Origin of the sequence: Cryobacterium sp. CAN_C2 (assembly GCF_015751745.1) — a bacterium.
In the GTDB taxonomy this organism is placed as follows: domain Bacteria; phylum Actinomycetota; class Actinomycetes; order Actinomycetales; family Microbacteriaceae; genus Cryobacterium.
The window spans coordinates 1-14146 of record NZ_JADOUX010000021.1 but is presented as its reverse complement, the minus strand read 5'-3'; the positions used below and the strand labels follow the sequence as shown (position 1 = coordinate 14146).

The 14146-nt window shown below is 61.6% G+C and carries 16 protein-coding genes and 1 riboswitch; of the genes, 8 read left to right on the top strand and 8 right to left on the bottom strand.

What is annotated here, in order from left to right:
- Positions 1 to 130: 130 nt before the first annotated feature.
- Positions 131 to 691 (bottom strand): TetR/AcrR family transcriptional regulator C-terminal domain-containing protein, encoded by a 561-nt coding sequence (locus IWX77_RS14455; protein WP_334353676.1) that lies wholly within the window; start codon positions 689 to 691, stop codon positions 131 to 133.
- A gap of 289 nt (positions 692 to 980) precedes the next feature.
- On the opposite strand from IWX77_RS14455, the gene IWX77_RS14450 reads away from it, so the two are divergent.
- Positions 981 to 2363: a flavin monoamine oxidase family protein gene (locus tag IWX77_RS14450; RefSeq protein ID WP_196845223.1), complete on the top strand. Its 1383-nt coding sequence runs from the start codon at positions 981 to 983 to the stop codon at positions 2361 to 2363.
- A gap of 232 nt (positions 2364 to 2595) precedes the next feature.
- Here IWX77_RS14450 and IWX77_RS14445 read toward each other — a convergent pair whose 3' ends face one another.
- Positions 2596 to 2907: a hypothetical protein gene (locus tag IWX77_RS14445; protein ID WP_196845222.1), complete on the bottom strand. Its 312-nt coding sequence runs from the start codon at positions 2905 to 2907 to the stop codon at positions 2596 to 2598.
- A 347-nt stretch (positions 2908 to 3254) separates the two neighbouring features.
- Between IWX77_RS14445 and IWX77_RS14440 the strand changes: the two genes are divergently transcribed.
- Complete coding sequence (locus tag IWX77_RS14440) at positions 3255 to 3467, top strand: hypothetical protein (protein WP_196845221.1); 213 nt, start codon at positions 3255 to 3257, stop codon at positions 3465 to 3467.
- A 678-nt stretch (positions 3468 to 4145) separates the two neighbouring features.
- Here the strand turns inward: IWX77_RS14440 and IWX77_RS14435 are convergent.
- The gene (locus IWX77_RS14435) at positions 4146 to 4472 is read right to left on the bottom strand and encodes a hypothetical protein (RefSeq protein WP_196845220.1); all 327 of its coding nucleotides are present in this window, start codon (positions 4470 to 4472) and stop codon (positions 4146 to 4148) included.
- Between the two features lie 254 nt (positions 4473 to 4726).
- Between IWX77_RS14435 and IWX77_RS14430 the strand changes: the two genes are divergently transcribed.
- Positions 4727 to 5572, top strand: a complete 846-nt coding sequence (locus IWX77_RS14430; RefSeq protein WP_196845219.1) for an alpha/beta hydrolase family protein — start codon at positions 4727 to 4729, stop codon at positions 5570 to 5572.
- A 587-nt stretch (positions 5573 to 6159) separates the two neighbouring features.
- On the top strand, positions 6160 to 6972 hold the full coding sequence (locus IWX77_RS14425; RefSeq protein ID WP_196845218.1) for an aminoglycoside adenylyltransferase domain-containing protein: 813 nt from the start codon (positions 6160 to 6162) through the stop codon (positions 6970 to 6972).
- Between the two features lie 288 nt (positions 6973 to 7260).
- On the opposite strand, the gene IWX77_RS14420 is transcribed toward IWX77_RS14425, so the two are convergent.
- The 5 genes from IWX77_RS14420 to IWX77_RS14400 all read right to left on the bottom strand — a co-directional run bounded on the left by IWX77_RS14420 (position 7261) and on the right by IWX77_RS14400 (position 10656).
- Entirely contained in the window at positions 7261 to 7944 is a 684-nt protein-coding gene (locus IWX77_RS14420) for a phosphatase PAP2 family protein (protein WP_327012225.1), read from the bottom strand.
- Between the two features lie 204 nt (positions 7945 to 8148).
- A complete protein-coding gene (locus IWX77_RS14415) occupies positions 8149 to 8982 on the bottom strand; it encodes an undecaprenyl-diphosphate phosphatase (RefSeq protein ID WP_196845216.1) in 834 nt (277 codons plus the stop codon).
- Positions 8983 to 9045: 63 nt separating this feature from the next.
- Entirely contained in the window at positions 9046 to 9426 is a 381-nt protein-coding gene (crcB, locus tag IWX77_RS14410) for a fluoride efflux transporter CrcB (RefSeq protein ID WP_196845215.1), read from the bottom strand.
- Positions 9423 to 9974, bottom strand: coding sequence for a fluoride efflux transporter CrcB (crcB, locus tag IWX77_RS14405; protein ID WP_327012226.1), 552 nt, complete (start codon positions 9972 to 9974; stop codon positions 9423 to 9425). The genes crcB (IWX77_RS14410) and crcB (IWX77_RS14405) overlap by 4 nt, the downstream gene beginning before the upstream one ends.
- A gap of 76 nt (positions 9975 to 10050) precedes the next feature.
- Positions 10051 to 10128, bottom strand: a riboswitch (Fluoride riboswitch).
- Positions 10129 to 10140: 12 nt separating this feature from the next.
- Positions 10141 to 10656 carry a universal stress protein gene (locus IWX77_RS14400; RefSeq protein WP_196845214.1) on the bottom strand — a complete coding sequence of 172 codons (516 nt, stop codon included), beginning with the start codon at positions 10654 to 10656 and terminating at the stop codon, positions 10141 to 10143.
- Between the two features lie 317 nt (positions 10657 to 10973).
- Here IWX77_RS14400 and IWX77_RS14395 point away from each other — a divergent pair, with 317 nt between their 5' ends.
- From IWX77_RS14395 to IWX77_RS14380, 4 genes are all read left to right on the top strand, one after another.
- Entirely contained in the window at positions 10974 to 12215 is a 1242-nt protein-coding gene (locus IWX77_RS14395; RefSeq protein WP_327012227.1) for an MFS transporter, read from the top strand.
- A gap of 68 nt (positions 12216 to 12283) precedes the next feature.
- Positions 12284 to 12673: a YkvA family protein gene (locus IWX77_RS14390; RefSeq protein WP_327012228.1), complete on the top strand. Its 390-nt coding sequence runs from the start codon at positions 12284 to 12286 to the stop codon at positions 12671 to 12673.
- The gene (gene cmtR, locus IWX77_RS14385; protein WP_196845213.1) at positions 12667 to 13020 is read left to right on the top strand and encodes a Cd(II)/Pb(II)-sensing metalloregulatory transcriptional regulator CmtR; all 354 of its coding nucleotides are present in this window, start codon (positions 12667 to 12669) and stop codon (positions 13018 to 13020) included. The genes IWX77_RS14390 and cmtR overlap by 7 nt, the downstream gene beginning before the upstream one ends.
- Complete coding sequence (locus IWX77_RS14380) at positions 13017 to 13703, top strand: cation transporter (RefSeq protein ID WP_196845212.1); 687 nt, start codon at positions 13017 to 13019, stop codon at positions 13701 to 13703. Before cmtR ends, IWX77_RS14380 begins: the two co-directional genes overlap by 4 nt.
- The last annotated feature ends 443 nt before the right edge of the window (positions 13704 to 14146 follow it).

The following is a 14146-nucleotide window of genomic DNA, read 5'->3' as shown; positions in this document are numbered from 1 at the left end:
CACAGCCCGAATGCGAGAATCGCGAGGCTACAGACGATCCCGATAATCCACATCCGACGTCGCACTGAGGTGATGTGCGCGGTGGACATGCCCTCACATTACTGGACACCCACCGGAGGTGAAACCCTCCTCAGAGAGTCACGGACTTGGAGCTGACGGGCAGGTCGTCATCATCCTCCTCGGCCGGCACGGGCCCGTCGAGGTTGCGCGGTACCACCGGGCCGGGCCCGAAAGGGGAACGGTCTGGAACTCCTGAAGGTAGCAGTTCAAGAGCACGGCTCAATTGCTGCTCAGGCTCGGCCAGCCCCGACGTGCGGCACCGAGCCAACGCGGGGAAGTGCTCAACGAGCATTGCCGCTTCCGGCAGACCCTGCCAGTAGTGCTCTTCGAGGTCTGATCCATACGGTGCCTGAGTGGCCCATCCCGAGACGAGGCCGAGGACGGCCTGAATGGTCGTCGCCGCCAGACCGGGCGCTAAATCGTGACTGAGCAACAGCCCAACGAGACGTTCGACCCGCTCGGTACTCGCCGGGGTGTGAGGCCCCTCCGCAAACACCCGCACCGAACCGGGGCGAGCGACCAAGACTCGATGAGGGGCCAAGGCAAGGTTTTCAACTTGTACCCGCCACGGTCTGGCTGTCTCGAGAGGAGGGAGTTGGGAAAGTAAACCATCTACGAGATCACCTAACAGCTCGTCCGTGCTCCGAAAGTGTCGATAGATTGCCGTGGGATCAGCGCCGAGTCGTCAGGCCAGAGCGCGCGTGCTGAGACCGCGAGATCCCTCCTCGTGGAGGCCCCCTACGTGTCACGGTCGAGTGAGCGCCGCTTGCCGATTTACATCTCGCGTGAGAGACGCGGGCGGCAACCGTCGCTGTTCCGCCTCAACTGTCACCTGTATCATCTTGTCAATCGCGCCGTCGCGACCATAGTCTGCGGTGTAGTCATCAGTGATGACTAGTTCAAAAGTGAGGGAAATAAACGTGGAATCGAACTTGAAGGCTGACGTGGTGGTCGTCGGGGCTGGACTGGCAGGGCTCACGGCCGCGCACGACTTGACGCGGCTGGGCCTGGCCGTAGTTGTGCTCGAAGCGAGCGACCGCGTGGGCGGCAGAGTCCGTGACGTCGTGTTGTCCAGTGGTGGATCGGTAGAACTCGGAGCGCAATGGGTTGGACCTGAACATAACTCGGTTCGGTTGCTTGCAAATGAACTCGGCATCGATCTGGTGTCGGTCCCCACTGCGGGGACACACATTCTCGTCAGAGACGGCTCTGCCACACCGTTCACTGGCCGGATCCCGGAGGCGATGGCGACGCGAACGGCCCTCCTGGATGCCATCGCGACTCTGGACCGACTCGCCGCCACCGTCCAAGAGGACCCCGAGGCCCTTGCGGTATTGGACTCGCAGACAGCACAATCGTGGCTGTCCGCAAACGTCGAGGACGGAGTGGCACGCGCGCTCGCGTACGTCGTGCGGACCGAGCTGTGCGCTGAACCTTCTCAGGTCAGCGCCACCGGGCTGCTTGATCTGTATTCCGACCTTGCAAGTGACACGCTCCTACGAGACAGCGAAAGCGATCGGGTAGTGGGCGGTCCTGAGAGCATCGCGCATGCACTGGCGGGCGCATTAGCCGAACCCGTCCGGCTGGAGCATTTGGTCGTCCGCATAGAGAACCGACCTGGTGATACCTCACGTCAAGATGCCGTGCGTGTCCACGTCACCGGGGTCTCCCACTCGCAGTCCGGTGACAGCTGCAGCGATTTCTACATCGAAGCAGCAGCGGCGGTGCTCGCCGTCCCGTCCGTGGCCATCCCGCGCATACGATGGGCTCCGGCGCTGCCCGGATGGCTGGATCAGGGGCTGCAGCGACGGCCGATGGGCGCAGTGATCAAAGCGGCGTTAGAGTACTCGGAGCCCTTTTGGCGAAGGTATGGCCGTTCGGGATCCGCCATTTTCGTCGGAGATGAAGTTGCCTCGATCGTCGACAGTACGCCTGACGGCGGCCGGGGGGGCGTACTCAACGCCTTTATCGTCGGCGACGCTGTCCACCGTGTTTCGATGTTGCCGGTCTCAGAACGTCACCGCATTTTCGTCGCGGCCGCCGTTTCGGCTCTTGGTAACGAGGCTGCAACGCCCCTCGCGATCCACGAAGCGCGCTGGGCGGACGAGCCGAACGTCCGTGGGGGGTACGGGCCTTACTCCCCACCGGGGCTCGGCGAGGCCGAGATTCCCGTTTCAGTTCCGGGACACCGGGTTTTCCTCGCAGGCTCGGATATCGCGACTGTCAACGACGGGTATATGGACGGCGCCATCCACAGTGGTCACGCCGCCGCCAAGCAGGTCACGGCCCTATTCGAGTCCTGACAAAGACCTGACGAAGACCTGTCTGGCGCACGGACGTCCACGCTCCGCGCAAGCAGCTCACCCGGCCCACTCCCCTGTGGATACTGACGGCGCAGCAGATCGTGGCCACATCAATCCCGGATGACCCGTCCGTCAGGTGGTCCCGCGAAGGTGCCTGATCCGGCCGCGCCTGGTTGCGTCGACGCATCAAGAGGCCAGAATTCACCTCCGCCGCATGACCGCTGCGCTGCCTTTAGGAATGTTGCAGGTCGACCTTGCCGTCATGAACCACGATCTGCTCCCCTGGGCAAATTGGTCCGGCGACCACAACCTTTTGACCAGAATTGAACGTCACGATGACGTCTCCTTTACTGCAGCCGGAACCGAGGATGCTTGCCCCACCCCAGGCTGAGACCGTGACCTCCTCGTTTCCAGTAGAGATGGTCACATCGGCAGGGCTTTCGTTGCTGAAAGTGAGGTCGTCAGGACCGCTGCACGCGGTCAAAGCGACGCTCAGGGCCACAACAAAGAGTCCGCTTCTCAGGAGCCTGTTCGACTGTCTCATCGCGCCCTCCGCCATCGTTGTCCAAACAGCTAGTGAGCAGGACTATATCGGCCCCGATTCCGGGGCGGGCCTGTCGGATTCCTCGGTAGGAGTTCCGGCCGAGCGACAATCGCGACCCGAAGGGCCATGAGCAGGCTTCACGAGTCCGCAAACCCATGAGTTTGGACGCAGATCAGTTGCGAAACAGTAAAGGCGAGAGCTCGATGTCAGCGCAGCCATTGCCGTCCCGCAGGGGAACCCGCACCGCGCTTGTTCTGTGGTCGGTCTTCCTCGCCCGCTTCGGGTATGGAGAGCGTGGCAGTGGTTGAATATTTTTAGGCGTCGATCGCGAGCGACGTTGACAACCAATGCCATACAACGAGGCGGGCGGCGCTGAGGGCGGTCGTTGGCTCCATCCGGATAGCCCGGCGTGGGACCTGTGGTCGGCGGATCACGCCCCCAATCTCTCGGTCTTCTTCAGTGGCGAGGACGCGACTGTCTTTGCCCTTGGGCAGGAGCTGGCGCACCTCGTCGACGCCATCGGCGGCGATGCGCACCGGTACGGCTTCGACCTTGGCTAGACCGAATGGCCCCCCAGACGACCCTCGCTGGGCAGGGTGGGGCCGACACACCGCCGAATGGGTCACCTGGCACGGCGGCGAGGCCAACGTCTCCATCAACGTCCATCCGGCTCAGCAGCCGGACCGCGTCCGGATGCCTGCCAACCTGCAGTTCGCGATCGAGCGAATCGACACCCCCTCCGAAGGTCTTGCCGCTGACGACATAGGCGGACGGCACGGATACCCGCACCGGTCGCCGTCGTCATCGAATGCACACCATCGTCGGCACATTCACGATCGGCTGACAGCTCCCCGGACAGTACTCCCCCAGCGCCCCGAACTCGTTGACACGGCCATTTCACCCGTGACGCATCCTTCCGCTCGTCTACGACGAGTGTCACCACGCCGCTCATCAGCACCAGGCACCGCAAACCTGCACAAACGCATTGGCCACCAGGGAAAAGCGAGCAGCTCCGATGACGATCATCAACACAGCGACCAGCCGACCCCAGTCACGAGAGCCCCCAGCTGGTTCTGAGGATCGAGAATACTGGCCGGGCCTGAGCGTTCGTTGTCCGCCTACGCCGTGAGATACGACGAAGAATGGCTGCCTTTTCGCATGCTATTCGGCGTCGCCAGCTCAGACCGCGTTCTCTGCATCCCATGCGATATAGCGCACAGATGTTATGTGCCCACCGATCAGCGGTTTTGTGCGTCGGCGGGCTTATCGGTCTGGGAACTTGCCGTGGTAGTCCTGCCAGGTCCCGGCGAGTACTTCCATCGCCGAGCGCTGATGCTGGGGTGACGCGGCATCCTTTCCGCGAAGTTCATGACGATGTAGTTCACGACGACGCCATCATCCAGCGAAGAGCCATACTTGGCAGCGCGATCGCGGCTCTCAAATCGGACATATGTTGCTTCATCCGTGTCGTACGCCTCCACGCAGTCAAGATCCTCAACGCAGGCGGTGCTGGTGATCTCGACGGAGTCCGATCTGGTCTTGGGAGCATCGTGTTCTGCATCCATAACCTGTGGCTTTCGGATGTAAATGGCGGGGTTCTTCCTGATTTATCTGGCGGTGCTGGGGAGATTTTTTCAGTCACGCGCACGCGGCCAAAATTGACGAATCGATGCTGCCTTGACCTTTCGATCAGTCGAAGACGCGGATGCTGCTTGGCTACGGCGATCCAAGCGACGCCCGAAACGCTCTCCATCGGGGACGATGCGATCGAGGTGCGACCCAAACCTCTTCAAACGAAGACCCCCTATAGGCTTCGACTATGACGTTCGACACGATCAGCATCACGGACCCATCACGCACGAGCTGGTCGAATCCGCACAAAACCCGTCCCCAGCAAGCACGCATCTGGGCGGTTCAAGGAACGACACCGGCGCCTGTTGTTGTGCTGTCACACGGTACGGGCGGCGCAGGAGAAGACCTGGATTGGTTGGCCGCGCCGCTGAACGACGCCGGCTACCTCGTCGCAACGATCGACCACCACGGCAACAGTTATAACGACGAATATCTTGTCGAGGGCTTTACCTTCCCCTGGGAGAGGGCACAGGACGTCAGGGTGCTCCTCGACCACCTCGTAGCAGAGCATGACGTGGACGTAAACCGTATCGGTGCGGCCGGTTTTTCTTTTGGCGGCTACACCGTCGCGGCGCTCCTCGGCGCGCGCATCGACCCCGCCATCATGGCCGCTATGTTCCAGGGACACATCCCCGCCCCCAACGTGCCGGAGTTTCCCGATTTGATCGAAGCCCTCCGAACCAAATACACGGATGCCGAGCTCGCTGCAATCGCACAGGCCGGCTCGGCCTCGATGAAAGACACGCGGGTTCGCGCCGGAGTGCTCCTGGCTCCGGGAATCGGACGGCTGCTGGCCCCGGAGTCCTTGCAACAAATCGTGGCCCCGGTTCTGCTGCGATGGGGCGACGCCGACGAGAACACGTCCCCCGGGGACAATGCTCTCGTCTATAGAGACCTCATCCCTCACGCCGTAGGTCGAACTCTCGGCCCAGACGTTGGTCACTATATCTTCCTCGGCAATCGGGACGATCCCGGTAAGGTGCGAACTCTCGTCGCTTCCGAGGTGCTCGAGTTCTTTAATTCCCACCTGTGACCAATTAGCGGCCAGTACCCCTGCTATTGAAATGACGCACTTTCGGCACGTTCGATTTCGAGCGTTTTCGCGAACAGCGGTTCGTAAGCACTTGGTACAAGCCTGCCGGCTTTAGTTCAACTTCGATACGATTGCTGACGCCGCGCGTGCGTGGCTGGCACATCTCCCCGCTTACGTAATTTCACCCGTCAGGCGAACGGCTGCCCGCAATCGCGTGAATGCGGTGCATATTCACCCGCGTCATCGCAGTGACTTCAACCGACACCACCAAATAAATCAGACAGAACCCCACCAAATAAATCCGAAAGCCACACGTCAAGAAGCCGGCTGCACGAATGTCAGAAGTCGTTTGCACTTATTCCCAGTTATCATCTCAATAAGGGTTCCCTTATTGGGAACCGCAGCCGACCCTCTTCATTTAACTTTTCGATTCCGACGTCAGCTGGTCATGCGAAACTCTGGGAGCGACACAGGTTTGACTGAGCCACCCGGCCAGAAAGTTGCACCCCGGCGTTTCGTGTAGAAGCACCCGCTCATGGGCGCTGACTCCTCAGGGGCTCCTCGCCCTCATCTGTTAGTTTGAGTTCGTGGATCGCAACACGTTGCTACCGGACATTTTGCAGCATCGAGTGGACAAGTTTGTGCGTGCACATCGCACGATCGCGCCAGACGCATTGATGGACGTAATTGTCATCGGATCGGCGATCGTAAGCGACTGGTGGCCGGGGGTAAGCGACATCGATCTGGTGCTGCTCCTCGGCCGTTCACTCACGGAGCTGGAACTGAGCGCGGTGGGTAAGCTGCACGCTGATTCCGCAGGTGATGGCCCGATCGACGGCATCTACCTGACCGAGGAGCAACTCTTAAACGGTCCCGCATCAATCAGTTCGGCGACACAAGTCGTCGAAGGAAAGCTGTTGCAGGGCGAATCAGGGGCTCAACTGACGTGGGTGACCTGGCGCGAGATAGAACACGGAGTCGAGGGAAGCGCTACCGCCAATGGCATCTCCGAATGGCGGCCATCACGCCGCCGCTTCGCCGGGGCTGACGACGGCGTGCGGTCGTTCTCGCGGGCAAACCTTCGCGAATACTGGGCTCGTCTCGGTGCTGATTCCCACCAGCGGCTCGCCGATCGTGAGGAGGATGCTGTCGTGGAAGCCACCGCGGTGCGATGGATGGCGCTCGGGCCGGCTCGACTGGTTGCGACGATCGAGACGGGGAAGATCATCTCCAAAAGTGCCGCAGCCGCATACGCGGCAGAGCGCTGGCCAGAACATGCTGAGCTGCTCCACCGGGCAGCGGCATCGAGGTCCGGATCCTCTCTTGGCTTCACAACCGGAGATGCCCGCGAAGCCATTAGTCTGCTCGAAAAGTGCGTCGATCACTCTTGGGGCGCCTGACCGAGACTCGGTCAGCTTCCCAAAGCCCGTAGGTTCTTCACGCCCAGGGCGGCAGCCATAGCCTTAACCGAACGAGCCTGCCGAAGTGGTAGTCGTCGCCACGACCGAGTCGGTCCGAGGGGTCGGGCATCTCAGTAAGGGTTCCTTTGCGGAGACGTACTCCGATCACTTCCACGCGTGAATGGCGACGATGAATGGCTGTAAGAACTGTCTCTAACCGGTGCCTCCAGACCCAAGTCCAGCGCGTCCGGCCAGAGGCACCGTTTCACAGGTAGTCCTTGTTTCTGATCATCGTTTTCGGGTGGTCACGTAGAGGCGATGCGCCGTGATCACGATCGCTAACCAGGTCAGCCCGAGGGTGAAGGCGATGAGCACGTCGGTGAGCCAGTGGTGCCCGAGGTATACCCGGCTCGCCCCGATGCTGATCGAGAAGATGGCTGCGGTTATGAGAGTGAGCACGCGGGCGCGAACAGAACGTTGCCGCATAATCAGCACGTACGCGATGATCCCTGCGATCACCGTTGCGTTCAGTGTGTGACCGCTCGGGAACGATGCGGAGTATTCAAACGGTGGCACGGCATCACTGAGCGGTGGTCGGGCGCGACCGATGATTTGTTTGCCAGCAATGGTCATCAGGAGCGATCCGACGGAAGCCGCGACGATAAGGATCGTCGGTGTCCAGGAGCGTTGTTTGAGCGAAAGAACGATGAGGGCAATCACGGTAAGGATCGGCATGACGATCCCGCCGGCAGTATTCGTATATGCGGTGGCAAATACGTCCAAGGCGGGCGAGCGGATGCTCTTTACAGCAGCAAGTGCGGGGTGATCCAGGGCGGCCACCCCGTCCCCTTCCGTCACGGCGTCATAGACGGTCGCGGAGAGCACCGTGAGACCCACGACGAGGAGAGCTCCCACGGCGAGGATGAGAATAAGGGTGGCTCGGGAACCTAGCCGGTCGCTGATCCATTGCACACAGCTGGCGATGTACCGTCCCCAAGCAGTCTTCCCGCGCGGACCCGGTTCATCGGCCGGGGGCAAAACAGACGGATCTTGATGGTTTCCCATGTGCGTTCCCTTCTCATTGAGCTAGGTGCGGTTGGTGCATTGAACTGGCGGCTAGTTTTCGAGCTGAGTTTGACGAGATTGAGTGCCAGCACGGGCTTGGTAGATGATGACTTATGTGGCCGAGACGACCCCGAGTATGAGCAGGACCATGATGAGGCTGCCGAGGGCGATGCGGTAGCCGATGAAGACGGTGATGGGGTGTTTGGCCACGATGCGCAGTAGCCAGGCGATGGATGCGTAGGCGACGATGAAGCTAACAACGGTCGCGACGAGTGTTGGTGCCCAGCCCACGCTGTATGAGACGGCTCCGGCCTGGGTGATTCCTTCATACGCGCCCGCAGCGACGAGCGCGGGGATCGAGAGGAAGAATGAGATCCGTGTCGCGGCGACACGGTTCAACCCTTGCCAGAGACCGGCGCTGATCGTGGCACCGGAGCGAGAGACGCCGGGTATCAGGGCGACGCATTGGACGACGCCGATGACGATGGCGTCTCGGAGTCGCAGTTGTTGTTCGTCTCGTCTCAACGTGGCGGCGCGTTCGCTGATGTACATGACAGCACTCCACGCGATGAGCGCGATGGCGACGACCCAGAGGTTGCGGAGCCCACCGGAGATGACGTCCTTGGCGAGGAATCCGACGATGCCGATGGGGATGGAGCCGAAGATGACATACCAAGCCAGGCGGTAGTCCTGATCGCGTGCTTGACGGTTCCCCAGCCCATGGAACCATGCCACTGCCAGGCGGCGGATGTCCCGTTGGAAGTAAACGAGGACGGCGGCGATGGCGCCGAGCTGGATGATCGCGGTGAACGCGGTGACCCCTGCGTCGTCGATGCGGAGTCCGAGGAGCTTTTCGATGAAGGTGAGGTGCCCCGTGCTGGAGACCGGAAGGAACTCGGTAATACCCTCAACAATCCCGAGAATCAATGCTTGGAGGAAGGTCATGGTCGCCTATTCAATCGAGAGATGGGTGGAGGTATGGTGCAGGGAACACGGATTCTGTTCGTGTCACCACGGAAGGCTACCGAGCCAGAGCCCTGCGCCAGCTGCCAGCAGGGCGCCGAGGAACATGCCGAGCCCGTTAGTGAGGGCTGCGGCGTAACGTCCCTGTTGCGCGAGACGCACCGTTTCAAAGCTCGCCGTGCTGAAGGTGGTGTAACCGCCGAGGAAACCCGTCCCCAGGATCAGACGCCACTCGAGGGGCATCGCATGAGCCAGTGCCAGACCGGTGACGAGTCCAAGCAGGAGCGAGCCGGTCACGTTGATGACGGTGGTGCCGAGCGGGTACGAGGTTGTGACCCGGCTGCGGAGGAATCCGTCAAAGACGAGTCTGGTCACCGCACCGATGCCGCCGGCAACGGACAGGGCGACGATCACGACTGGACTCATCTGCGCGCTCCCCGGTTGCGGAGGTTGAACGTGGCTCGGGTGGGTCGCCAGCCGTGACTGGAGGCACCCGCGAGGATGCCGGCGGTTGACGCGATTGCCCCGATCGCGAGAGTGGCGGCCGCGTAGAGGATGCTGTGCCAGATCTGGTCGCTGGCGAGCAGACCGTCGGTGTCCACCGCTAACGAACTGTAGGTGGTGAACCCGCCCAGCAGTCCCGTGCCAATGAGCAGGCGCAGGGTGCGGCGCATCCCCTGATCAGGACCGCGGCGCGCAAGGATTTCCAGCAGAACGCCGAGCGCGAAGGCACCGATGACGTTGATCATGATTGTTCCGAGCGGAATCCCGCGCCACACGGGGAGAACCTCGGTCAGCAGATACCGGGCGGCGGTGCCGACACTGCCACCGATCAGGACAAGGCCCAGGTATCGCCACCGCAGATGCACCGGCCGCGGCGCCCCGGTGGAAGTTTCAGCGACCTCGAGATCGCTGTCGACGGGAAGCCCGCGGCCGTCGACTGAACATGTGTGCCCACTCGTCGTATCCGTCACTGCCCGTTCAGCCTTTCGGCGGCAGGCGACCAGCGAGGGTGCAGGTATGCGGGCATAGGTGTCCTATCCTTCGGTCGAAGAGATAGGAACCATCAGCGTGCGGTGCGGTTCGAACGTTGAAAACGCTCCGGCGGGATCCATCACCGTCCGCCCAATATACCCCAGATCATTCCCAGGGCAGTTTGCCGTCACCAGTCACTGGTGCGAGAGGAACAACAACGATGGGGCGATGTTGCCGGTGCGCCAGATGCACCGCAACTGAACCGTTGAAGAAATCACGCACCCCGCGTCGAATCCCAGGATGATGTGTGCCGACGACGATCAACCGGGCATTCACCATGTCCGCCAGGTGACTCAGCGCACGCGCTGGGTCACCAGCCAAAGCACGCAATGTGTAGGTCACGTTCACCCGGGCGAGTACAGCCGTAACATGTTCGGCGAGTTTCGGGTCGAACTCTCCTTCCCCCAACTCGGGCAAGTCCGGGTCGAAAGGCACCGACACGATGGTGCCGTCAGGATGCTCCTGGACCGGGTAACGCCCCAGATCCACGTGGGCACACACCAGCTCGCATCTGAGGTCCGTGGCGAGAGCGCACGCCTGCAAAATAACAGCGTCTGGTTGGCCGAGTTCGACCGCGACAACGATGACCGAAGCAGGTACTTGTGATCCGGTGTCGCTCATCCAGTGGCCTCCAGCCTGTTCTGGCAGCCGGTGAGAGCCACCACCACAACGCTCTTCAGCGTTAGCTCCAGTGTCTCAAATGCGAGCCCCGACTGTAAGTGCGAAACTACGCCCTAGCGACCACGTCCGGGAGACACAGCAGCACGGTCCGTCTTGGGTGGATGCTGGTCGTCTCGGAACTACTCCATGCGAAGCAGACGGGCACCACGAGCGCATCGCCTTCAAACGACGGGCCCAATAAAAAGGAGACCTCCGACAGGCGCATAATCAACTCAGGTTCGCGAACGAGCGCGACCAAATAGTGAATGAAAGGCCCTGTGACAACTGTCACTCGGTTGAAGATCAGTGCGTGGCGATTCGTGCTCACGTTTGGCACGGTCAGCCTACTTGCCGATTTCGTTTACGAGGGCGCCCGTTCCATCACCGGCCCCCTGCTCGCCGAACTGGGCGCCACCGCGCTGGTCGTCGGCATTGTCACCGGCATCGGCGAGGCGGCAGCGCTGCTGCTGCGCCTGGTCTCCGGGCCTCTGGCCGATCGAACCAAAAGGTTCTGGGCGTGGACCCTCGCCGGCTACGCGCTCACCGTCATCAGCGTCCCCACTCTCGGGTTCTCCGGCGTCTTGTGGGTCGCGTGCACCCTCGTGATCCTGGAACGCATCGGAAAAGCCGTCCGTTCGCCAGCCAACGACGCGCTGCTCTCCTTCGCTACCGCATCCACCGGTCGCGGGCGCGGGTTCGCAGTCCACGAAGCCCTGGACCAGATGGGAGCGATCATCGGGCCCCTCGTCGTCGCCGGAATGCTCGCCCTCACCGGCAACGACTACGGCCCCTCGCTTGCAGTGCTGGCCCTCCCCGGGGTGACAGCACTCGGACTCCTGGTCTGGCTCCGCTCACAAGCACGCCATCCCCTGGACTACGAAAATGCCCCCACCACGGTCAACACGGCCATAGGACTTCCACGCGCGAGCACGACGCCCGCTGTGCGCCTGCCTCGCACGTTCTGGTTGTACTCCGTATTCACCGGCATTACGATGCTGGGATTTGCAACCTTCGGCGTCTTGTCCTTCCATATCGTTGAACGCGGAATCCTTCCCCCCGCCCTCGTGCCCGTGCTCTACGCCGGAGTCATGCTCATCGACGCCATCGCAGCCCTGACAACCGGATGGGCCTACGACCGATTCGGGCCAGGTTTCCTACTCTTTCTGCCCGTAATTGCAGCGCTCGTGCCGATCCTGTCCTTCACCGACGCCCTCTGGCCCGTCATTATCGGATCGCTACTGTGGGGCGCAGCACTCGGTGTGCAGGAATCCACCCTCCGCGCCACCATCGCCGACCTCGTCCCCTCCAACCGGCGAAGCACCGCCTACGGAATCTTCGCCGCCGTCCTCGGCGTCGCCACAGCCGGCGGCGGCGCACTCACCGGCGCGCTCTACGGAATCTCAATCCCCACCCTCATCGGAGTGACCATCGCATTGCAGGCACTGGCCATCATCATGTTCATCACCTCGCGCCTGTCCCGCTCCCATGACCACTCAACCATCGAACACGCAGGAGAATAGATCATGACGCAATGGTGGCAGGTGCTCCTCAGCATCATCGGCGGCCTCGTACTCCTTGGCTGAGCCTGGTGCTCATCCTCTGGCGTGAACAACGCCGGCAGCCCGACAGTGCAACGCTATGCGATCTGCTCCGCCTCGCCCCCGACGTCGCGCGCCTTCTGAAAAGACTGGCAACAGACAAGACCGTGCCGGCAGACGTGCGAATCTGGTTGGCTGTCCTCTTGGTGTACCTGATCTCACCGATCGACCTGATACCGGATTTCATTCCGGTGCTCGGCTACGCCGACGACGCACTCGTCGTGGTGATCGCACTCCGCTTCGCCACCCGACGAGCCGGCAGCGCCGCTATTGAACAACACTGGCCGGGAACACCAGAAGGATTGAGCGCAGTCTTACGTTTAGCCGGATTACACTCCTCCAACTACGTCAGTCTTCACTGTATGGTCAGTACATGCTGACTCTCGTCTCACGCCTTGACGTCATGAACCGACTCGGACGGGCGATGGCCGATCCGACACGATCTCGGATCCTGCTCAGCCTCCTCAACCAACCGGGGTACCCCGCTCGGCTGGCGCATGAACTTGAGTTGACCCGATCGAATGTCTCCAACCACCTGTCGTGCTTGCGCGGCTGTGGCATTGTCGTTGCGATCCCTGAAGGGCGCCAGACACGGTACGAGATCTCCGACCCACATCTGACCCGTGCGCTCGGATCGTTGGTCGACGTTGTGCTCGCTATTGACGATGGCGAGGAGTGCGCCGACCACAACTGCGACGTACCCGTGTGCTGCGGGACGGCCGCATGAGCACCACAACCGGTGCAACCGTGCGCATCCTCGGTCCAATCCGCACGCGCGTTCTTCAACGCCGTATCCGGTGGATTGTTGCTCTCACGATCACCTACAACGTGATTGAAGCCGTCATCGCGATAACCGCTGGCACGGTCGCCAGCTCGGCAGCTCTTGTCGGCTTCGGACTCGACTCCATCGTGGAGGTGCTCTCCGCCACAGCGATCGCCTGGCAGTTCTCCGCGCCCGACCCGGAAAAACGCGAACGGGTCGCGCTGCGCGTGATCGCGTTCTCCTTCTTCGGCCTCGCCGCCTACGTCACCATCGACGCCGCACTTTCACTATTGGGCCTGCGCGAAGCCGAGCATAGCCCGGTCGGGATCGTCCTGGCCGCGACAAGCCTCCTCATCATGCCGTTCCTGAGCTGGTTCGAGCGACGCACCGGCACACAACTCGGCTCCGCCTCGGCGGTAGCCGACTCCAAACAGACCCTGCTGTGCACTTACCTGTCCGCGGCCCTGCTCATCGGCCTGCTGCTAAACACCCTGCTCGGCTGGGCCTGGGCCGACTCTCTTGCCGCACTCGTGATCGCCGGCTTCGCCATCAAAGAGGGTATCGAGGCGTGGAAGGGCGACACCTGCGCTGTCCCCGTCGCATCCCTCACCGGCGAGCAGGTATCCGAGCACAACGTCTGCTGCTGACTCGGCCAAACCATGACGCCCCGGCCCGCGCGGCCGACCGGAAACACCGTATACGAGACAGTCCTGATAAAACGTATTCATTTCCAGCCATGCACCCGGGTATATCTGGGTGCATAGCCCGTTCACAGTGTCACATTCAGAAGGCGACTGCGCCGCTCACCAGCACTGACATTTCATGCGGAGCTTCATCTCAGTAAAGGTTCCTTTGACGAGACCAGCAACCCACACGTCACCACCTGCCTCTGAGATTCACGCGCCAGCAGTGCGTCATTTTCAGCACTTACCTGCACAGCCCTGAAAACATGCGGGCAATCGTGCAAACGAGCACCGAAAATGACATCGGCTGTTCGGAATTTGATGCTCCTATTGTTGTCAAGCGCTGACTTTCGGTTGTTCATTGAGCCATGTGCGGTAGCGCTCGGAAAGGGCTCGATCTTGGGTGG